This is a genomic window from Paenibacillus sp. KS-LC4 (genome assembly GCF_036894955.1).
Taxonomy (GTDB): domain Bacteria; phylum Bacillota; class Bacilli; order Paenibacillales; family Paenibacillaceae; genus Pristimantibacillus.
In genome coordinates, this window is the sequence record NZ_CP145905.1 from 6,057,567 (window position 1) to 6,076,163 (window position 18,597).

The following is an 18,597-nucleotide window of genomic DNA, read 5'->3' on the forward strand; positions in this document are numbered from 1 at the left end:
TCTTTGCGGTTGCTTCTGCTGCTTGAACCTTTGCCAGCGGGCCGACGGTAACAGCCTAGCGCTCAGTCTTTAATGGCGATATAAATACGAACGGAAGCTTCCCCGTCCTGATAATCATTTTTATCATAGCGCTCAAAATCACCCGTATACGCCCGCTGCTCGGCAGCTGTCTCATAATAGGCCCAAATTTCCTGCCAAGCCTCGATGACAACCTGCGGCATAGGCCCTCTCCTCGTCTCAAAAACCCGGTACTTAGAGCTCGGCACAACAATTTGCTGTAGGCTTGCGGCAGCAGATGCCCCTGTTGTCATGGGCAGGTCTAAATTATAGGTGTGTCCGATGAAAGCTGTATAAGCGCCGCTCGCATCCGTTTCATAGTCCAAATATACCCCATATATAAAATCGTCTTGCGCTTGAGCCTCATTGGAGTACGTGCCCGCCAGCTGAAAATACTGTGTCCAGAGCGCAGGAATCCGCCCACTCGGCCCCGCTTCCTCCTGATTTGATGTCCGAACGCCAATGCCCGCCAGTTTCAAGCTCCCTTGCTGCTCCAATTTGGATTTCAACATGTCATATCCTCTTTTCCGTAAGCACGGCGGTTAAGGTGCCAGCCATTCACCATGCTTACCTAGATTTACCCAAAGCTTATCGCATCTTATAAGACAGCTATATGTCCGGATTCAATATGGCTCGGAATAAAACGGCTGTCGCCTCCCTCTTACAGCGCGGCTGCTAACTTAATAGCTTTCAAAAATAAGCCGCGCTCTGCGCTTCACTTCTTCAGCAGCATGTGCGGGAGCCAGCACCTTAACATGCTGGCAGAAGCTTAGCAGCAAGCCGTAAAACCACTCATCGAGTGAAAAAGCGCCCGCTACCTGCAAGCTCCCATCCGCTAGCTCGGTAATAAACAGGCTTGGAAAAGCATCATATACCCGATGCTTCACCTGAGGCTGAAAGTGCAGAAGCATCGGCGTCTCCTGTTCTGCTCCCCAGTCGCTGCGCCAGACCAGCCCTTCCAATTGCGGCGACTGCCGCGGCTCGAAGCGCTCCAGCCTTAGCGACAGGCTGAGTATGCGCGTCAAACGAAACATGCGGAAGCCCTGTTTCCTCCGGCAATACGCCTGCACATACCAGACGGAGCCTTTCATGATGAGCGCTGCCGGCTCTACCTCCCGCTCGCTTTCAGTCCCCGCCGAGCTGGCATAACGCAGACAAGCCACCTTGCTTTCTGTAATCGCTTGTTGGAGCAACGCCAGCTTGGGCTTCAAATCCAGTCCCGAACCCCATGATTGCAAATCAAACACAAGCTCCTCTCCTTGCCTCGCTTGCTCCTCATACGCAGCTTGAGGCAGCAGCGCATTCACTTTGGCGAGCAGCTCATGATAGGTTTGATCATCTAGTGCTGCGGCGATTCCCTTCACTGCGGCAAGCAGCGCCTTCCATTCCTTCGCGCTTGCAAGCTGCCGATTTAACGTGTATTGCTCCATAATTTCGTAACCGCCGGCTGCGCCATGATGCGAGACTATAGGAATGCCGGCTAGACTCAGCGTATCCATATCGCGGTAAATGGTTTTGATAGATACTTCAAAACGCTCAGCAAGCTCGGTCGCATTCCAACGCGTCCTGCCGAGCAGCAGGACGACGATGCTGAGCAAACGATCTATTTTCATAAGAAACCCCCTGCCTTGCAGCATTTGCCCGCTTATTGGGACTTATTTGTATTCCGGTTATTGACAGCTTTATAATGAAGTGGAGAAACGAGAAGCGATTTACCTAAGGAATGGAGAGATTAATGATGACACTAAGCGGAAAAACAGCGATTATTACCGGCGCGGGCAAAGGCATCGGACTTGCGATTGCCCATGCACTCGCGAAGGAGGGCGTAAGCCTTGGACTTATTTCCCGAACAGCATCCGATTTGGAGACGCTCGCCGATACGCTGAAAGCCAGCTATTCGATACAGGTCAGCCTTGCGGCTGCAGATGTATCGGTTAATCAAGAGGTTCAGGCAGCTGTTGCCTTGATTACCGAGCAGCTTGGTCCCATTGATATTTTAATCAATAATGCAGGCATTGCCAAATTCGGCACCGTGCTGGATATGGACCCAGAAGAGTGGAGGAGCATGATGGATGTCAATTTATTCGGCACCTACAATGTGACTCGCGCTGTACTGCCAGATATGATTGCCAGAAATAGCGGCGAAATTATTAATGTGGCCTCTACAGCGGGCGAGCGCGGCTTCGCAACGGGCTCGGCCTACTGTGCTTCCAAGTTCGCAGTTCTGGGCTTCACCGAATCGCTGTTGCAGGAGGTGCGCAAGCACAATATTCGCGTCACAGCTCTGACGCCAAGCACGGTCAATACCGAGCTTGCTACGAAAGCCGGGCTCAAAATCGGTGATGAGGACCGCATGATGCAGCCTGAGGATGTTGCGGCTTTAGCGCTTGCCGCTATATCGCTGCCGCCACGCGTCTTTATTAAGACGGCGGGTATTTGGACGACGAATCCGCAATAAAGTTATTTTTATTGGGAAATAAAGCATAAAAAAAGACAAGGTAAGGGAAAGCAATTCCCACCTTGTCTTTTTTTGCGGCTATGTGAGCCATTCGAACCCCGCTGTCAGCGTCTTTCTTGAGCTTCCGCCTACATATACGTTAAACTGTCCGACCTCCACCTCATGGCGCATAGCAGCTGTTGTAAATTTCAAATGCTCCTCCGAAAGGGTGAAGCTTGCTTTCCTGCTTTCCCCTGCTTCCAGCCACAGCTTCTGGAAACCTTTCAGCTCCTTCACCGGACGCACGACACTGCCGTGAACGTCCTGAACGTACAGCTGCACGATTTCTTCTCCTGCTCTGCTGCCTGTATTCGTCACCGTGACGCAGACCTCCAGCGTGTCGCCCGCTCGCAGCTCCAAGCGGCTAAGCGCCAGCTCTGCATATTCAAATGTCGTATAGCTGAGGCCGTAGCCAAATGGGTACAAGGGCTCATTCGGGCCGTCGATATATTTGGAAATAAACTTCTGGCCGCGATTGCTCTCCGTAAGCGGACGGCCGGTTCGATAATGATTGTAATACACGGGCACTTGGCCCGTCTTGTATGGGAAGCTCATCGTCAGCTTGCCCGATGGATTGTAATCGCCTAGAAGAACATCCGCTAAAGCGTGTCCCGCTTGCGAGCCAAGGAACCAGCTTTCTACTATCGCAGCCACGTGGCTATCAAACCATTCCAGCACCAATGGCCGTCCATTGGTCAGAATAAGCACGACCGGCTTGCCCGTCTGTGCAATAGCCTTAGCCAGCTCCAATTGAGCTTCCGGCAGCGTCACATCCATACGCGATGCCGCCTCGCCAGACATATCGCTGCTCTCGCCTAGCGCTAGCAGCACGATATCCGCTTTGCGCGCCTGCTCCACAGCACGCTCAATGCCTCCGGCCAACGGCTCATGCACGCCGCAGCCTTCAGCATACAGCAGCTGCTCCGGTGTGAAGCCCTTCGCTGCCAAGCCTTGCAGCAGCGTCGCCGTTTCACTCGCGTAATTGGAAAACTGCCACGGCCCGAGCAAATCCCGGCTGGCCGCGAACGGCCCGATTACCGCCAGCTTGGAGCCATATGCAAGCGGCAGCACGCCGTTATTTTTCAGCAGCACAATGGATTTGCGGGCTACGTCACGGCTAGCCTCCAAATGCTCCGCTGATAAATAATGCTCGTATGCTTCTTCCGGCCTCACATAACGGAAAGGGTCATCCATAATGCCGATTTTAAATTTATAGGTCAAAATTCGGCGCACCGCTGCATCCAGCTGTTCTTCAGACACTCTCCCTTCAGCTAATAGCGCGGGAAGATGCTCCTCATACAGCCGCGTCACCATTTCAATATCCATCGTTGCTTGCAGCGCTTGCGCCGCAGCCTCATTGCCGTTCTCGGCAGCTCCATGGACGACCAGTTCATCTATGGCCGCATAATCAGAGATGAGCATACCCTCAAACCCAAGCTCCTCACGCAGCAGATCGCGCAATATGCGGGTATTTCCAGCAATCGGAATGCCATCATATAAATTAAAAGCATTCATGACCGATCCCGCTCCCGCCTCAATGCCCGCACGGAAGGGCGGTAAAAACACATCGCGCAGCGTACGCTCGGAAATATCGACCGTATTATAATCGCGGCCAGCCTCGGCCGCTCCATACGCAATAAAATGCTTCAAGCAGGCTATCATTGTATCCTGATCCAGCAGGCTTTCGCCCTGAAAGCCCTCTACCTGCGCTTTGGCAATGGCTGCGCCAAGATAAGGGTCCTCGCCCGCTCCCTCGACTACCCTGCCCCATCTGGCATCGCGCGTAACATCGACCATTGGCGCATGATTGTATGTGATGCCGGAAGCGGCCGCCTCCTTGGCCGCGATTGCGCAGGCTTTGCGAATCGCCTCCATGTCCCAACTGCACGCCCAAGCGAGCGGCACCGGAAAAATCGTCTGATAACCGTGAATCACATCGGCATTAAACAGCAGCGGAATACGGAGCGGCGATTGCTCAACTGCTATTTTTTGCAGCTCCAGCACCTGACTCATATCGAATGCGCCTAATATGGAGCCAATTTTCCCTTTTGCGATCAGCGCCTCAACCGGCTCGCTCTCCACATCGCCGCCAAACGAAAAGTTGGACGCGCCAACCTGGCTCATCTGGCCGATTTTCTCCTCTACGCTCATGCGCTCCAGCAGCAGCTCTACCTGCTCGGCGATTTCCGCATCCGTTCGCTCTACGACTGCCCCGCCCTGCACCTCGGCGGCTCTTGCTAATAGGGCTTCATTGCGAAAGGACGGATGTCCCTGCCTCCCTTCGAGCGGAAAGGGGCCGCCAAACGGCAAGCTCACCGTACCTGTAAGTGATGTTTCTCCAAATAAAAGATGAACCGTCATATTCGCTCCAAGCATCGCCAGATGCCCGGTCGCCTTAAGCTCATTGCCCTTGCTTCCCTCTGCTTTCAGGCCGCCTGCCTCAAAGCTGTATATGCCAGGTACCGAATGCACAGCAAGTCGGTAAACGCCATCCCATTCCTCTACCGTAAAAATCAACAGCGTGGAGGCTTCCCCCATTTTCACATGCCCATGCCATACACCCTTCATCGCTATCATCCTCTCTCTATTCAAAAGTGCTGCATTAGATTAGTTTGACTATAACCTATATGCATCCACCCTCACTACCGATGAGACGACTATTTAATAGTACAATTGCGACTAGAATATGGCATTTCATTGCTTCATCACCGTCTGTTTCATAGAGGGTAGTAAAAAAGCTTCCGCCGCACCAATAAGGTACGGCGGAAGCTTTCTATATATCCGTCACTTTAATCAACGTAGCCGGCTACGCCCTGATCCATCAAATATTCCATTTCCAGATCAAGAATCGTCTCTATGGACAGCTCATCCAGCTTTACATCACGCTGCTTCAAAATATAATCGACCAGCTCATCGCTGTCGACCTCAACCTCGCCCGCAGCATTTTCCTGCGCATTGTTAATGAAGGTCATCTCATGCTTAAGGACAAGCTTTACATCCGCCTCGGATGCCTTTACTTTGCTCGTTATATAGGCAATCAGCTGCTGCTCGTCGATTTGGTCATTTCCTTGCTCGCTCATCTGTCATCGTCTCCTTATCGGCTATCTATTGCCATTGTATCACAACAGCCCCAACGCAGCTAAGCCTGCTCTTTCTCAAAAGTAAACCTCTGGATTTCGCCCCGCAGCACATTCGCCATCTCGCTCAGCGCCTCGGCCGAAGCTGAAATTTCCTCCATGGATGCCAGCTGCTCTTCGCAAACGGCAGCCACACTTTGAGAGCTGCCCGAAATATTTTTCGCCAGCACCACCAATTGCTCCTCGGTCGCCAGCTGCTGCTCTGTCGAAGCAGCCAGCTCCTCAGCCGATGCCGATACTTCCTGTACTTGGCTGGTTACCGTGCGAATGGCCGCATATACTTGTTTAAAAGCCTCGCCCGTCTGATTCATATAATTCGTGCTGGTCTCCACCTCGCCAGAGCCCTTCTGCATGGAAGCGACTGCGCCATTCACCTTGTCCACCATAGCATGAATGGATACCGCGATTTTATCAGACGCTTCCCCAGTCTGCTCAGCCAGCTTCTTCACCTCGCCAGCAACGACTGCAAAGCCTCTGCCGCCTTCGCCGGCCCGTGCTGCCTCAATGGATGCATTAAGCGATAGCAAATTTGTCTGATTGGCAATCTCGCGAATAAACTGTGTAATCTCCTCAATCGCCCGCGATTGCTCGCCAAGCTCGTAAATGACAGCAGCGGATTGATCAATCGTCAGGTTAAGCTGCTTCATTTGGTCAATCGTCTCGCCAAGCAGCGCACTTCCGCGTTCTGCCTGCCGCAAGGCAAGCTCAGACGATTCTGAAGTGACAGACGCCGAATCGGCAATACGTTGAATGCTGATGGCGCTCTCCTCGATCGCCTGCTTATTCTCATGGATACTAGCTGACTGCTGGTCGGATGCCTCTGATACCTCCTGTACAGACTCCGCTATATGGTTGGAAGCCATTACCGCCTGCTCCGCCCCTCCGGACAGCTCCCTCGAGGCCGCTTCGACCTCCATTGCATTATGATTAATAGCCAGCATCAGCTGCCGCAAATTATGCTTCATTTTGTTGAAATCCAAAGCCATCGCCCCGATTTCATCCTTCTGTCGCAGCACAATGTCGGCTCCAGTCAAATCGCCTTCAGCAATTTCCCGCGCCGCCTGAGCCACCCGCTGTACAGGACGGGCAATTATATGTCCAATAAGCAAGGCCAGCGCGATACCAAGAACCATAGCGACGATGATTGTGGTTAAAATGATCGTCTGCACCTCTCCTACCTGCTTCGTTAGGGATGCCTTTCCTTCATTTAACTTATTCGTCTGATATTCCTCCAGCTCGCTAGCTGCACTCAAAAAACGCTCTGCGATTGGCACGCCCTTTGTTTCCAGCAAAAAGGATACCTGATCCATATCATCTTGTTGTTTGGCTGCAATAAACTCCAGCGTTGCCGCATGATAATCTACTTCCAGCTGCTTGAGCTCCTTCGTTAATTCAATCGTCGTTTGCGTCGTAATCGCGGCCTCCAATTGCTTTAATGTATCGGCAAATGCTACGCGAGCCGCTTCATATTTATCTAACTGGGATGAGCTTCCGGTAATTAAATGACCCCTTATGTAGCTGAATTCACTCATCGTTAATTCCTTAAGCTTATTGACCCAAATAATTTTCTGAACGCGATCACTTAGCAAATCCTGATAAGACTGATTAAGAGAAGTAAGCTGGAACCAGCTTACTCCACCAACAGTTAAAGTAAGCAATAGTACAATGGCAAATCCTGAAATCAGTTTTTTTCTGATATCCACATGAAAGCGCTCCCTTTTATCTTATGTATTAGTTCTCTTTACCTATTAAACCAATATATTCGAGTCTAAACAACTAAATTCAACAAATATCGACTTTTTGACACGAATTATACCCTTTCTTCTTGTTTCGAATTCAGTTAGAATAGTTCATTGTGCGTTAGTAGTCGGCAAATACGCATGAAACAAAGGAAATCGCAGGATTATTGGAGGCTTATATGCAAAAGGAATCATCGAACGTCAAAATTATTAATGCTGATCCGAGCGCCCTCGGCCTATTCGGACTAGCTATCGTCACCTTGGTCGCATCCTCTCAAAAGCTCGGTATTACAACGGGCTACAGCTTCGTTATCCCATGGGCTATCTTCCTGGGCGCTTTCGCCCAATTATTCGCTTGCATTCAAGATTCCAAGCGGAACAATACATTCGGTACGACAGCCTTCGGCGCTTATGCGTTTTTCTGGTTTGCAGTCGCAACCAGCTGGATGTTTAAAATGGGTGTCTTCGGCACTGCGCTCGCAGGCGATGTGGATGGCAAACAGCTCGGCTTTGCATTCGCCGGCTACCTCATATTTACGTTATTTATGACGATTGGCGCAGTAGAAGCGAACCGTGTGCTGTTGATCATTTTCTGTCTAATTGATCTATTGTTCCTAGGACTTACGTTCGACGCTTTCGGCGTTGCACCTGAAATTTTCCATACGCTGGCCGCCTACTCCGAGCTGGCCATTGGAATCGTATCGCTTTATGGCTGCGGCGCTTCCGTACTGAACGCTCATTTCGGCCGAAGCTTCCTGCCAATGGGCAAGCCTTTCGGCATTTTCAAGCCGCGTGCTTAGCCGCTCGCATCAAAAAACCGTCTCCCGCACCGATTAGCGAGGGACGGTTTTTTGATTTATTTTCAAAACGAATCAAACTTGGGTATAACTACGTATAAGCATTTAGGCCTGCGTTTGCGGGTTTAAGATATGATGGATTAACGATTAAATGGACTAAAGCGTGAAGCATTAAAGGATTAAAGGATTAAAGGACAAATGGTTGAGGTTATGAAACGTTTGCGCAATAGATGGATTTTATAAATGAAAGGGGAAAGTGATAATGGATAACTTGATTACAGGCCAGCCTTACCGCTTTAAGGATGAGCAGGAGCAGCAGACGGCACCTGAGGATACGCCAAATGTGAATGAGTGGACGTCCAAAATTGGCGACTCCGCCAAGCAGGAAAAGTATGTAAAGCAAGGCTTTCTGCGGAAAATTAAAAAGCACGCCAAGAAAATACCTTTTGCTAAGCACGCCGTCGCGATGTACTATTGCGCTCTTGACGAGAATACGCCTACTTCAGCTAAAGTTATTGCCATCGGGGCGCTTGCTTATATTTTGCTACCGATTGATTTGATTCCTGACTTCGTGCTCGGTATCGGCTATACCGATGATGCAGCAGCGTTCTGGGCAGCCTATCGCAGCATCAGCATCCATGTGACAGATGCCCATACAGAGATGGCGGAGAAATGGTTTGCGAAATAAACGCAGACGGAGCAAAAGCAGTCCAGCTCGGACGCTGGCCCTTGCAGCCGCTGCTGGCGTAGGCGCCGGCTTACTGCTCGGCTTATTTATGAAGGCTGTTCAGCAGTTGACTGGTCAGCCTGTCTATACCTTGCTGCTCAATGTCGATTATATTCCGCTGCTGAAAGAGCTGGCACTATCCGAGCTAGGAGAATTCGCCTTGCACTTGGTCGTATCTGCGCTCGTCGGCATCGGACTAGCCCTCTTATTCGGAATCGTTCGCTGGCCCGTCGTTCGGCAAACCTATACTGCCATTGCAATCAGCCTGCTGATCGGCTTGGCGCTTTTTCCGACTACGCTCCTGTCCGATCGCACGCCCTCCATCGGAAGCGGCGCCGCATGGACCTGGTGGCTCGCTGGCCATGCCGTTTATGGGTGGGTGCTGGGGGAGCTGCTGGGACTTCTCCCCCGCAAACAGAGGCACTAATGCAAGAAAATTTCAAGCTAATAAAGGTTAATGGCTATTTGCTATTGGCTGAGTATTTATTTCCCGTTTACGCAAAAAAACCATCCCGCCAAGGATGGTTTTTCTGCATTTAAACGATGTTCAGTTCGACTTTAATGTTTCCTCTTGTTGCTCTTGAATACGGGCAAACCTGATGCGCTGCTTCGACAAGCTCCTTGGCTACTTCCGCATCTACGCCAGCTACGGAAATGTCCAGCTTCGCTTCCAGACCGTAGCCGCCATCGTCTTCTTTGCCGAGCGTGACATGCGCGGTAACCTGAGTTTTCTCAAGCTTAATCTTTTTCATTCTAGCGACAACGTTCAAAGCACTTTCAAAGCAAGCCGCATAGCCGCCAGCAAAAAGCTGCTCTGGATTCGTGGCGCCGCCTGGGCCGCCCAGCTCCTTAGGTGCACGAATCGCTAATTCCAAAATGCCGTCCTCGGATTTAAGCTGACCATCTCTTCCACCTACTGCTGTTACTGTTGCTGTGTATAAATTTTGCATATCAATCGCCTCCGTTATTGTTTTGGTGTGGAAACTTTAAGTTCTGGCGGTGCCGCCAGTACGCCGCGTGTATATAGGGCAAATGCCTTATAATGCGCTGTTTCATTATGTTCATCAATAGCCTGCTGATCCCGCCATTCCTCCAGTAGGACAAAATGGCTTGTTTGCTCTGCATCCTCATACAGCTTGTAGCTTATATTGCCCGGCTCCTGCTGCGTCGCGGCGATTGCAACTTTCGCCTTCTCGATAAAAGCCTCACGAGCCTCCGCTTGCACCTTCAGAAAAGCTTGTACAATAATCATCTGTGCCTACCTCCATGAACTGTACTACAGCACCCTACCTTCTTATTACCCAAATTCGCAATTGCTATCCCTAGCAATTGGTATTATAGGCTAAATATGAAGTGGACTTGCAAATAAATTGCGTAAAATTTAATTTGATAAAACCAATATTACCGTAACGTTTCGTTGCTGTCAACTACAGTCGCAAAAAAATTCCCAAGACGCCTGTGACAGGCTCCTCGGGAATTTACTTAACTATACGATATGAAAATACAAATATATAATAGCTTGAATGTTTAAATCGTTATTGTGCCTGCACTCTTATCTTCTTGCTTCTCAAGCAGCACAGGATTATGTGAAAAATCCACCTGCTGCTCAGGAAACAACTTCAATGTCTTGCTGTTCCATTCTTCAATCTCTTCTGGATTTATACCCACAGCCTTTTGGATGCCGCAATGCCTGTAATTCTTTTCTGTTTTTCCAGCATATCCTGTGACTTCTTCATCTGTCGATCTTCCGTAAATGCAGTAAAATAATAAATCTGTTCGACAGGCCCCACGCCGATCGTTGAAGCAAATGCAAGCGCGCGAAAAGTGGCTCCCTGAAACTGCTTTTTCACCTTTTTCCAGGTGTTGACCCCTATCCCTGTTTTCAACTCAATAATGTAAACCTTTGCCCCGCGATTACACGAGCCGACTAAATTCCACTCCAATATGATGCCATCCGCACATTTTCGATTCTCTGTATAAGTAAGAATATGATCATGCTCTTTAAGCAACCTTATATATTGTTTATCCGCTTGGGCTGTAAAATAGATTTCCAGTTCAGCAGCACCATCTTCCGCCTCTTCTCGCAAAGTGAAACGATTGGACAATACTTCATAATATGCTCCATTCACCCGGCTTAAATCATAACCGATGTCGACCACGCTATCACTCCGTAAAATTCTGAATAAGATCCGTTTCTGTTACTAGCTTGACCAACGTATCATTAAACGTATCCATCACAAAACCATTCTCTGTTAACGGCAAATGCGTAACCTCTGTAATGCCATTTACTACTTCAAACTGATAAGCATTAACGATTGAGAGGTCCTTAATAATATCTTGCTCCGTATAATTTAGCTTTTCCAAAAGTTTATCTTTATGCTTATGTTGAGCAATAGCTAATAGATTATTAATTTGCTGTGCCAAATTATCGCTATGTGTCGTCATCCAGATGGATTTCCCTTTATTGATTAGCCGAAATAAGAAGCGTACCATTCTCCGTTGCAGCTCGGAGTGCAAATGCGATTCAACCTCTTCAATGATCCAAAGCTTAGAGTCTTCTTTGGCTGTTAGGAAAATAGATAATGGGGCAACTTCAGCAACAAGAGAAGAGGTGACGTGGAGCGGATAAGCTTGCTCACCGCCTCCTGGCTTAAACCTGAACTGATTCCCCGCTCCCTTTTCTACTCGTCCATCAAGCAGCTCCGAATTAAGAAAATGGATTTCATCCTGGTAAAATGCTGTGGTTTCTTCATTCGGGTCATGCCTTTGCAATCTGCTGAGAAACTGCGCGACAGGGAGCGTCAGCTCTGTACCGCTTGTATCCGGCAAACTGTTCTCGCTACCTTCCATTACATATGATCCAACCTCCAGCTGCTTATCAAAGTAACTGCCAATAATGGCACGATAAGTTTGCAAAAATCCCGTTCTGGACGCCGGAAAATAAAGTGGTGCATTACTAGCTGTTCTGAGCGCAGCAACATTAAAATCGGAACATATCATGTTCACTAAACAAAGCTCAAGAAAGGTATTAAAAAATAACTGCTCATCTCTGGGAGCAAATCCTCTTATTATCACTTTTTTATTGTAGTCAATCTGAAAAGTAATACCGCTCTTTATAGCAAAAGTATTTAAGGTAATACTATCTTCACGAGGTAGAACCTCTTTTCTATATTTAGAATAGAAGGGTATTTGATTATTTCTGCTAATCTTCAAGCTGCCCGCGCGCACTGGAAACCTGAAAATTTTATTCAACAACTGTTCTTTGTTCTCATTAACAATATCATTAAACATATTTAATAGCTCATCCTGAGCGGCTTCATTTAGCTCAAATACAGTATATTGCTCCTCATTTGCCTGCTCTAACCCCTGCATGAGGGTATTCATGAATGAATGGTAGCCGGGATGCTCTGAAAGGTGCTTCCTAATCAACCCCCGTGCTTCGGTCAAAATCCCCCAAAGCAGCATCATTAAGTACGTCTTCCCGCTATTGTTTTTACCAACAAACAGCATAAAAGGAGAAACGATAATGTTGGCTTCTTTTATACGACCAAAATCCTTAACATTCAATTCCCATTGGTTGCTCAATCCACTCACCCTCTCAAAACCTCTTCTTAATATAAAATATGCCCGTTCTGCGCGGCTTTATAACGCTTTAATTATTACATGCTTCCTACTCTAATATGATAGCAATAAATGGATTACCCTACAATGCGCAATCCTGTCACCTCCCGCCAGCAACAAAATCCCAAAACAAACGTTATACATATATAGGAAAACGTCTAGGGAGGGTTCAAACTGAATTTTCGGGAAAATACGCAGCTGCACAGCAAAGCTATTATTATTGCCGTCTTATTGGCGGGTACTATAGCAAGTCTCACTTTGGCCGATCACCTAAGAGCGGTGACAGGACGCGAAATTTATTTATTTTTGGATTGGGATGTGTTTCTGGCGTGGGTTCCACTGGGGCTTTCCATATTCATTGAGCTGGGGGCCTTTTATTTAAAGCAGAAGCATACAGCTGTAAAATTGCTAATTTTGCTGCCTCTTGGGCTCGTATGGCTGCTCTTCTATCCAAATGCCGCCTACTTAATTACGGACATGCTGCATCCGTTTATGCGGGTTCAGGCCGATGGGGGCGGTCATTTTGTTAGGACGATGGAATTTTGGCAGCATCTTTTTATTTTTATGACGGCAGCTTCGGTTGGCGTGCTGCTCAGCGTCGTCTCGCTGTACTCGCTGCATCAGCTTATTCGTCAAGCCTTTGGCGCTGTTATCGGCTGGCTGTTCGCCGTTGTTATTTTGCTGCTCAGCAGCTTCGGCATCTATATTGGCAGGTTCGTACGCTGGAACACCTGGGATGTTTGGGCAAGACCCCATGTTGTTTTCGGACAGCTGCATGAGATTGTAACGGATGCGAAGGCGGAAGTGCTGCTTATCCCCTTCACGTTATCCATCTTTGCCTTCACTTTGTTTTTCTATGTCGTGATTTACGCCTTTACTTGGATGAGGCGATAGATAAGCCTACAGCCCCCTTTCCCGATATAGGCTAGGGGGCTTCTTGTCCTTCCTTTAAAAGAGCGAGCAGCTCCACAATCATGCTCTGCATAGCATCCTCTTGCGGCATGCGGATAAATCGGCTGATCCGCTTCATCTCCGGCTCAAAAAAATGAATCAGCGCGAGCGTCGCCTGCTCATCATTTTGCTGAACCAAATGGAGCAGCCTCAGGAACTCATCATCTGACATAGCTGCTTTAGCGTTTTCTGCTTCCATTTGTTCACCGCCTGCTGGCTCATATTCAGCGCCTTGGCCGCTTGCGCCTCCGTCTTGCCCTGCAAATACAGCTCTTGAATGATCGTTCGAGCCTGCTGTGAAGGGAGCGCTGCGAGCAGCTGCTGCACTAGTAATTTCTGCTCCAGCTGAGCCGCGGCGCTGTCTGGACGGACGGGCTCATAAGTCAGCGAGCATTCATGCTTGCGCTGCTTCTTCGCCTGATACTGAATACGCCAGCCAATGCGGTAGAGCTCTTTTTTATAAAAATCAATGACCGTCCTCGCTTCATCCATTTGTCGAAACCTCCTCTATTCTTGTAATCATCCCTAGTAATAGGATAATTATAACAATTATAGGATTTCGTTAGTGGACATTTGGCGGACATATAGCGGACTGCAAACGGACCAGTGTACAGCAAAATAATAGGTATTATTAAAGTTAGAGCTGTAGGAATGCTTCCATAACGGTTAAATTAAAGATATAGAGGTCATTTGAAAATGAATGGATAATGAGGAGGATTTAAAATGATGAAGCAAGCTGGTATTTACTCTTTAGTTGTTATCTTCAGTTATCTATTTGGGGTCATTTTTTATAAAGCGGCTTATTCTGCACTTTCGATTTCCGAGAGAAGTGAATATCATTTACTTTATACCGGAATTAATTTATTTTTTGTTTTCTGCACAGTTCCTGCTTATTTTATAATGATTCTCATCCTAAAGTCCGTGAATATCCAATCTACTGCGGTCTACGCCTTGCTCTTAACCCTTTTCGGCTTTATCCCCTCCACATTCGTCCCTTTTTGAGCGGGTTCGGTTTTCTTTTTCTAACGCCGAGCTATTATATTTCCGAGTTAGCCATTCTGCTTTATGCCTTTTTCACAGGCACAGCCCTCTCGTTTACCCTAGGAGTGAAGCTGCTAAGACGTTACCCCGCATTACTAAAATAAGGTGCACAACTAAGAGCAAGCCCAGGAATGCTGCGATTTCCCCGGGCTTGCTCTCTTTTACTTCTTGACCACATTCACTTCCTTATTAAACTTAATGAGGCCTGTTTACAACCTAGCTCACAAATTTAATTTATATACCAAGACATCGACTTACCGTTAAGCCTAAGCAGCCAGCAAGCCTCCGCTCGCTACTGATACTTCTGAGTCTCCTTAAAATATGCCAAATTGTTCGCGATAAACAAAGTCAGCAGGAGGAGGAACGGAAACAGTTGAAAGCCGCTTAGCGCAGAGTATGCAAAGGTGACAAATACGAGCGCATACAGCGTATTATTAATCATATTGAAGGCGCGATATGACGCTTTATACACAATGAATTTCTCCGCCTCATCCAGCTTATCCATATAGGCCTGTTTTGCCCCAAAAGGACGTCCAGTGTCAAAAGACCGTTTCGGAAAATTACGGTTAAACACTTTAAACAGCAGCGATTGCAGACGGATATGCGCCAACACCAGTAATAGCGAAATAATTAAAAGCGCAAGCACAGGCTTGCCGTGAATGGCCTCAATAATCATTTGCGACAGCAGCGCCATGCTGCCAACGATGGCCGTATACGTACCGAACGTGTTCAGCATCATGCTGGTGCCAAGCAGCTTCTCCCCCTTTTCCTTATCCTCCTCCTGATTAAACTTCAAGCAATATCTTACACTCGCAGCCCAAGTTCCAATGGATGCGAGCAGAAACAGCATATGAACGACATCAAGGCGAAAAAGACCCACCGATATCCCATCGAAATCCAGCTTCCCTGCATTCGACATTCCAAAATAACTTACTGCAAAGCCTAATAATCCACCGACAACAATAACAAGCACCCATTGCAGCTTCTGCGATTTCCTGTTGCTCATTGAAGTTCCCCCTCATTCTCATCATCCAATATAAAAATAAATTCCACAGGCTCCTTAAATAGCTTCGCCAGCTTTAATGCCAGAACTACTGATGGTGAATAGTCGCCCCGTTCAATTAAGCTGATCGTTTGCCGAGAGACATCAATGGCTTCAGCCAGATCCGTCTGGCTCATTCGAAAACGAGCCCTTAATTCGCGAACCCGATTATCCAGCTTCATACGCCCACCTCCATGTCATCAATATACAGGATATATGACATAATGTAAATTAAAGTTGTCAAAATAATAAATAAAGCTTACATTTCTTATACTCACAAGCCTGCGAGCCTGCTTTTTTCACAAAAAAAGGATTGACGAATTTCCAAAACCAGGTATACTCATATATATCAAATAGATATATCTAATAGATATATCATAAATAAATTCAAATCACTGAACGGACGTGAATCACGATGCTCGAAAATATTATTTTAGGACTGTTGATGGAGCAGCCAATGAGCGGCTATGACATGAAGAAGACGATTGACCATTCTGTCGGCATTTTCTATCGGGCAAGCTTCGGAAGCCTGTATCCCGCTTTAAAACGTCTGGAGACCAAGCGCTGGGTAAGCGTTTCGGCAGAGCTGGACAACAGCAAAAATAAAAAGCTATACACGCTGCTCCCAGAGGGCAAAGCCACCTTTCTCACCTGGCTGGCCGAACCAATTCAGCTGTCGCGAAGCGAGCTGCTGCTGAAGGTTTTCTTTTTCGACTATTTGGATGAAGAGACTCGCCAGCAGCGCCTTAGTGAATACCAGATGCGGCTAGGGCAGGAGATTGGCAGACTGAAGGCTGTAGAAGGCATTGTTGCCGGGGAGCTACAGGAAGTGCCGAATCCCGAAAACTACTATTACCGCGTGTCCGTGCTGTCCTATGGACTCGACTATTTTCTAATGGAGCAGAAGTGGATTCAAGCGATTAAAGAGAGGAAGAATCTAAACGATGACCGAAACCAAAGCGAACACTAACCCCCTGAATAAACCTGCTTTTTCTGAAAAGAGACCTGTACTCGCGATCCTTATCATCCAGCTGCTGCTGCTGTTCGCTGTATCCGCTGCCGGAGCCTATGCCACCATTAAAGAGCTAAACTATACAGCACCTGTGCTGCTATCGTTCATCCCTATTGCTCTTGCCTTAATCCTCTACTTAACTTTGCGCAGAAAATGGGGCTTTGCCGGCTTTCGCCCGCTCTCTGCCATTCCGCACGGTGGCTGGAAGTATTACCTTCCGCTCGTTGCTGTGCTGATCGTTATCGGAACTAATGGACTAAAGACGCTAACGCCGGGGGAAATTTATTTTTTCGTCTTTTTCACCTTGCTGGTCGGCTTTGTAGAGGAGACGGTTTACCGCGGCCTTATTCTTAACATTCTGCTGCGCAAATCAGCCACAACTGCGGTCATCGTATCGAGCCTGCTGTTTGGCATCACGCATATTTTGAACGCTTTATCGGGTCAAAATGCCGTTGATACGACAATCCAAATCGTTTACTCCTTAATGGTCGGCCTTTCCCTTGCGTTATTAATGGTGAAAAACCGCAACATCGTGCCGCTGATTTTGTTTCATTTTGTGCATAACCTCATTCAGTTTCTTGGCAATGAGCGCACCGCCATCGGCCCAGATCTGCTCATCATCGTAATCCTTGCGGCGCATTGTGTGTGGGTAGGCATGAGCTTGAGAAAAGCAAAGAGACTTCCATAAGCCTCAGCAGCTTGAACAGAAGCCTCTTTATTGATCTCTTTATTGATCTCTTTATTGATATGTATGCTTGCTGCGGATTAACAGTTTCTCCCCGTTAGTCCGCAAGCACCAGCGGCTCATACTCACCGTCCAGTATGCGGTTGATGAATGCTCCCGGCTTTTTCCGCAGCTTCGCCCATGTTGCATCAGGCAGCAGCATCAGCTCCTGATGCTCCACATCATAGCTTGCGAATTTCTTATTCGCCGGCACCCAGACAAACATGCCCAGCGCAGAATAATTGTCCATATCGACAAGTAAATTCAGCAGCTTGAGCCCGTGAAATTCCAGTTCAGTAACATCCAAAACCGAACCAAACTCAATATAGGAAACCTGCTCGCAATCCGATAATTCAACGCGGCTGCTCGTCTCTCCCAGATCGCGGATAATGGCAGCAGGAAGGCCCGCTTTTTTCAATTGAGCCGCTCGGTTATCGAAATCATGCAGCTCCTTCGGCTCGTATGAATAGATGAGCTCCATCACTTCTTTGTGCTTGTGGCGCTTCGCGTCCGTATAAGCCCGTTCTCCATAGCTGTCTTTAATCGACGGATCAGCGCCCGCCTCCAGCAAATAACGAACGGTCGGCAAATGCCCGATGCCCGCCGCTGCTTGCAGCGGCGTTCCGCCATATGGGCGCACCATATCCGGCTCATTAAAATTAACAGGGGCGCCTGCCTCCACCAGCATTTTAACCAAATGCAGATGCCCTCCCGCTGCTCCTCGCAAAGCAAGGCCGCCATGTAAAGCCACATCAATGCCGAGCGCCAGCAGCGCCTCTACCGCCTTTGCATTTCCCCAGCTGACGGCATGAGACAATGCCGAGCTGCCAACATGATTCACCGCATTAATATCAGCGCCCGCCTCCAGCAAAAACTCGAATACTGGACGCTTGCCCTGCTTTGAAGCCGTAACGATTGCTGGATTTTTGGAGTCGTTCAAATCCATGCCCTCGGAAATAAGCGTTTTGATCGCCGCAATATTGCCGCTTTTGCAAGCTTGCAGCATACGCTCATCCCATTCCGTTCCCATAAAAACTCCCCCCCTCTTTGTCAGGTGTAAACGGCCGAAAACAGTTCCTCTGGCGGCAAGACTGCGTTACCGTTTCGAGGATGGAATAACTAAAGTGGAAGAAAAAATCATACCCTCCCCTATTTTACCCTTAATCGCTCCTGCACGGGTATATGAAGGTTCCACTCTTTAGCGGCAATGATTATGACCGTATGACGCAGCCTGAACAGAAAAATACCGCTC

At 48.2% G+C, this 18,597-nt stretch carries 22 protein-coding genes; 8 read left to right on the top strand and 14 right to left on the bottom strand.

Features of this window, described 5'->3' with window-relative positions:
- Positions 1 to 62: 62 nt before the first annotated feature.
- Together V5J77_RS25665 and V5J77_RS25670 are read right to left on the bottom strand one after the other, a co-directional pair.
- Positions 63 to 569 (bottom strand): effector binding domain-containing protein, encoded by a 507-nt coding sequence (locus V5J77_RS25665; RefSeq protein WP_338553618.1) that lies wholly within the window; start codon positions 567 to 569, stop codon positions 63 to 65.
- 168 nt (positions 570 to 737) lie between these two features.
- A complete protein-coding gene (locus tag V5J77_RS25670) occupies positions 738 to 1,670 on the bottom strand; it encodes a YafY family protein (protein WP_338553619.1) in 933 nt (310 codons plus the stop codon).
- Between the two features lie 125 nt (positions 1,671 to 1,795).
- Here V5J77_RS25670 and V5J77_RS25675 point away from each other — a divergent pair, with 125 nt between their 5' ends.
- The gene (locus tag V5J77_RS25675) at positions 1,796 to 2,515 is read left to right on the top strand and encodes a 3-ketoacyl-ACP reductase (protein WP_338557076.1); all 720 of its coding nucleotides are present in this window, start codon (positions 1,796 to 1,798) and stop codon (positions 2,513 to 2,515) included.
- A gap of 78 nt (positions 2,516 to 2,593) precedes the next feature.
- Here the strand turns inward: V5J77_RS25675 and V5J77_RS25680 are convergent, their stop codons facing one another.
- The 3 genes from V5J77_RS25680 to V5J77_RS25690 form a co-directional block, all read right to left on the bottom strand.
- A complete protein-coding gene (locus V5J77_RS25680; RefSeq protein ID WP_338553620.1) occupies positions 2,594 to 5,122 on the bottom strand; it encodes a glycoside hydrolase family 3 N-terminal domain-containing protein in 2,529 nt (842 codons plus the stop codon).
- Positions 5,123 to 5,343: 221 nt separating this feature from the next.
- The gene (locus tag V5J77_RS25685; RefSeq protein ID WP_338553621.1) at positions 5,344 to 5,634 is read right to left on the bottom strand and encodes a hypothetical protein; all 291 of its coding nucleotides are present in this window, start codon (positions 5,632 to 5,634) and stop codon (positions 5,344 to 5,346) included.
- Positions 5,635 to 5,693: 59 nt separating this feature from the next.
- The gene (locus V5J77_RS25690; protein ID WP_338553622.1) at positions 5,694 to 7,394 is read right to left on the bottom strand and encodes a methyl-accepting chemotaxis protein; all 1,701 of its coding nucleotides are present in this window, start codon (positions 7,392 to 7,394) and stop codon (positions 5,694 to 5,696) included.
- 215 nt (positions 7,395 to 7,609) lie between these two features.
- On the opposite strand from V5J77_RS25690, the gene V5J77_RS25695 reads away from it, so the two are divergent.
- The 3 genes from V5J77_RS25695 to V5J77_RS25705 all read left to right on the top strand — a co-directional run bounded on the left by V5J77_RS25695 (position 7,610) and on the right by V5J77_RS25705 (position 9,381).
- Positions 7,610 to 8,230 (top strand): acetate uptake transporter, encoded by a 621-nt coding sequence (locus tag V5J77_RS25695; RefSeq protein ID WP_338553623.1) that lies wholly within the window; start codon positions 7,610 to 7,612, stop codon positions 8,228 to 8,230.
- A gap of 259 nt (positions 8,231 to 8,489) precedes the next feature.
- Positions 8,490 to 8,915 (top strand): YkvA family protein, encoded by a 426-nt coding sequence (locus V5J77_RS25700; protein WP_338553624.1) that lies wholly within the window; start codon positions 8,490 to 8,492, stop codon positions 8,913 to 8,915.
- Positions 8,905 to 9,381 carry a hypothetical protein gene (locus tag V5J77_RS25705; RefSeq protein ID WP_338553625.1) on the top strand — a complete coding sequence of 159 codons (477 nt, stop codon included), beginning with the start codon at positions 8,905 to 8,907 and terminating at the stop codon, positions 9,379 to 9,381. The genes V5J77_RS25700 and V5J77_RS25705 overlap by 11 nt, the downstream gene beginning before the upstream one ends.
- A gap of 109 nt (positions 9,382 to 9,490) precedes the next feature.
- On the opposite strand, the gene V5J77_RS25710 is transcribed toward V5J77_RS25705, so the two are convergent.
- The 4 genes from V5J77_RS25710 to V5J77_RS25725 form a co-directional block, all read right to left on the bottom strand.
- A complete protein-coding gene (locus tag V5J77_RS25710) occupies positions 9,491 to 9,904 on the bottom strand; it encodes an organic hydroperoxide resistance protein (RefSeq protein WP_338553626.1) in 414 nt (137 codons plus the stop codon).
- A gap of 14 nt (positions 9,905 to 9,918) precedes the next feature.
- Positions 9,919 to 10,206, bottom strand: a complete 288-nt coding sequence (locus V5J77_RS25715) for a putative quinol monooxygenase (protein WP_338553627.1) — start codon at positions 10,204 to 10,206, stop codon at positions 9,919 to 9,921.
- A gap of 406 nt (positions 10,207 to 10,612) precedes the next feature.
- The gene (locus V5J77_RS25720) at positions 10,613 to 11,113 is read right to left on the bottom strand and encodes a hypothetical protein (protein ID WP_338553628.1); all 501 of its coding nucleotides are present in this window, start codon (positions 11,111 to 11,113) and stop codon (positions 10,613 to 10,615) included.
- Between the two features lie 4 nt (positions 11,114 to 11,117).
- A complete protein-coding gene (locus tag V5J77_RS25725; protein ID WP_338553629.1) occupies positions 11,118 to 12,539 on the bottom strand; it encodes an AAA family ATPase in 1,422 nt (473 codons plus the stop codon).
- A 294-nt stretch (positions 12,540 to 12,833) separates the two neighbouring features.
- Here V5J77_RS25725 and V5J77_RS25730 point away from each other — a divergent pair, with 294 nt between their 5' ends.
- Positions 12,834 to 13,469, top strand: coding sequence for a DUF1361 domain-containing protein (locus tag V5J77_RS25730; RefSeq protein ID WP_338553630.1), 636 nt, complete (start codon positions 12,834 to 12,836; stop codon positions 13,467 to 13,469).
- A gap of 31 nt (positions 13,470 to 13,500) precedes the next feature.
- Here V5J77_RS25730 and V5J77_RS25735 read toward each other — a convergent pair whose 3' ends face one another.
- Together V5J77_RS25735 and V5J77_RS25740 are read right to left on the bottom strand one after the other, a co-directional pair.
- Positions 13,501 to 13,725 carry a hypothetical protein gene (locus tag V5J77_RS25735; protein ID WP_338553631.1) on the bottom strand — a complete coding sequence of 75 codons (225 nt, stop codon included), beginning with the start codon at positions 13,723 to 13,725 and terminating at the stop codon, positions 13,501 to 13,503.
- Complete coding sequence (locus tag V5J77_RS25740) at positions 13,677 to 14,018, bottom strand: sigma factor-like helix-turn-helix DNA-binding protein (RefSeq protein WP_338553632.1); 342 nt, start codon at positions 14,016 to 14,018, stop codon at positions 13,677 to 13,679. Before V5J77_RS25740 ends, V5J77_RS25735 begins: the two co-directional genes overlap by 49 nt.
- 231 nt (positions 14,019 to 14,249) lie before the next feature.
- On the opposite strand from V5J77_RS25740, the gene V5J77_RS25745 reads away from it, so the two are divergent.
- Positions 14,250 to 14,528: a hypothetical protein gene (locus V5J77_RS25745; protein WP_338553633.1), complete on the top strand. Its 279-nt coding sequence runs from the start codon at positions 14,250 to 14,252 to the stop codon at positions 14,526 to 14,528.
- A gap of 331 nt (positions 14,529 to 14,859) precedes the next feature.
- On the opposite strand, the gene V5J77_RS25750 is transcribed toward V5J77_RS25745, so the two are convergent.
- Complete coding sequence (locus tag V5J77_RS25750; protein ID WP_338553634.1) at positions 14,860 to 15,573, bottom strand: DUF3169 family protein; 714 nt, start codon at positions 15,571 to 15,573, stop codon at positions 14,860 to 14,862.
- Positions 15,570 to 15,791 carry a helix-turn-helix transcriptional regulator gene (locus tag V5J77_RS25755; protein WP_338553635.1) on the bottom strand — a complete coding sequence of 74 codons (222 nt, stop codon included), beginning with the start codon at positions 15,789 to 15,791 and terminating at the stop codon, positions 15,570 to 15,572. Before V5J77_RS25755 ends, V5J77_RS25750 begins: the two co-directional genes overlap by 4 nt.
- 233 nt (positions 15,792 to 16,024) lie before the next feature.
- On the opposite strand from V5J77_RS25755, the gene V5J77_RS25760 reads away from it, so the two are divergent.
- Positions 16,025 to 16,579, top strand: a complete 555-nt coding sequence (locus V5J77_RS25760) for a helix-turn-helix transcriptional regulator (RefSeq protein WP_338553636.1) — start codon at positions 16,025 to 16,027, stop codon at positions 16,577 to 16,579.
- Positions 16,554 to 17,309 carry a CPBP family intramembrane glutamic endopeptidase gene (locus V5J77_RS25765; RefSeq protein ID WP_338553637.1) on the top strand — a complete coding sequence of 252 codons (756 nt, stop codon included), beginning with the start codon at positions 16,554 to 16,556 and terminating at the stop codon, positions 17,307 to 17,309. The genes V5J77_RS25760 and V5J77_RS25765 overlap by 26 nt, the downstream gene beginning before the upstream one ends.
- A gap of 94 nt (positions 17,310 to 17,403) precedes the next feature.
- Here the strand turns inward: V5J77_RS25765 and V5J77_RS25770 are convergent, their stop codons facing one another.
- Positions 17,404 to 18,375 carry an ankyrin repeat domain-containing protein gene (locus V5J77_RS25770; protein ID WP_338553638.1) on the bottom strand — a complete coding sequence of 324 codons (972 nt, stop codon included), beginning with the start codon at positions 18,373 to 18,375 and terminating at the stop codon, positions 17,404 to 17,406.
- Positions 18,376 to 18,597 lie beyond the last annotated feature (222 nt).

Excerpts from the sequence above, each read along its gene's own strand:
- V5J77_RS25665 (WP_338553618.1), bottom strand. The coding sequence starts at position 569 with ATGTTGAAATCCAAATTGGAGCAGCAAGGGAGCTTGAAACTGGCGGGC.
- V5J77_RS25670 (WP_338553619.1), bottom strand. The coding sequence starts at position 1,670 with ATGAAAATAGATCGTTTGCTCAGCATCGTCGTCCTGCTGCTCGGCAGG.
- V5J77_RS25675 (WP_338557076.1), top strand. The coding sequence starts at position 1,796 with ATGACACTAAGCGGAAAAACAGCGATTATTACCGGCGCGGGCAAAGGC.
- V5J77_RS25680 (WP_338553620.1), bottom strand. The coding sequence starts at position 5,122 with ATGAAGGGTGTATGGCATGGGCATGTGAAAATGGGGGAAGCCTCCACG.
- V5J77_RS25685 (WP_338553621.1), bottom strand. The coding sequence starts at position 5,634 with ATGAGCGAGCAAGGAAATGACCAAATCGACGAGCAGCAGCTGATTGCC.
- V5J77_RS25695 (WP_338553623.1), top strand. The coding sequence starts at position 7,610 with ATGCAAAAGGAATCATCGAACGTCAAAATTATTAATGCTGATCCGAGC.
- V5J77_RS25700 (WP_338553624.1), top strand. The coding sequence starts at position 8,490 with ATGGATAACTTGATTACAGGCCAGCCTTACCGCTTTAAGGATGAGCAG.
- V5J77_RS25710 (WP_338553626.1), bottom strand. The coding sequence starts at position 9,904 with ATGCAAAATTTATACACAGCAACAGTAACAGCAGTAGGTGGAAGAGAT.
- V5J77_RS25715 (WP_338553627.1), bottom strand. The coding sequence starts at position 10,206 with ATGATTATTGTACAAGCTTTTCTGAAGGTGCAAGCGGAGGCTCGTGAG.
- V5J77_RS25735 (WP_338553631.1), bottom strand. The coding sequence starts at position 13,725 with ATGGAAGCAGAAAACGCTAAAGCAGCTATGTCAGATGATGAGTTCCTG.
- V5J77_RS25740 (WP_338553632.1), bottom strand. The coding sequence starts at position 14,018 with ATGGATGAAGCGAGGACGGTCATTGATTTTTATAAAAAAGAGCTCTAC.
- V5J77_RS25745 (WP_338553633.1), top strand. The coding sequence starts at position 14,250 with ATGATGAAGCAAGCTGGTATTTACTCTTTAGTTGTTATCTTCAGTTAT.
- V5J77_RS25750 (WP_338553634.1), bottom strand. The coding sequence starts at position 15,573 with ATGAGCAACAGGAAATCGCAGAAGCTGCAATGGGTGCTTGTTATTGTT.
- V5J77_RS25755 (WP_338553635.1), bottom strand. The coding sequence starts at position 15,791 with ATGAAGCTGGATAATCGGGTTCGCGAATTAAGGGCTCGTTTTCGAATG.
- V5J77_RS25760 (WP_338553636.1), top strand. The coding sequence starts at position 16,025 with ATGCTCGAAAATATTATTTTAGGACTGTTGATGGAGCAGCCAATGAGC.
- V5J77_RS25765 (WP_338553637.1), top strand. The coding sequence starts at position 16,554 with ATGACCGAAACCAAAGCGAACACTAACCCCCTGAATAAACCTGCTTTT.
- V5J77_RS25770 (WP_338553638.1), bottom strand. The coding sequence starts at position 18,375 with ATGGGAACGGAATGGGATGAGCGTATGCTGCAAGCTTGCAAAAGCGGC.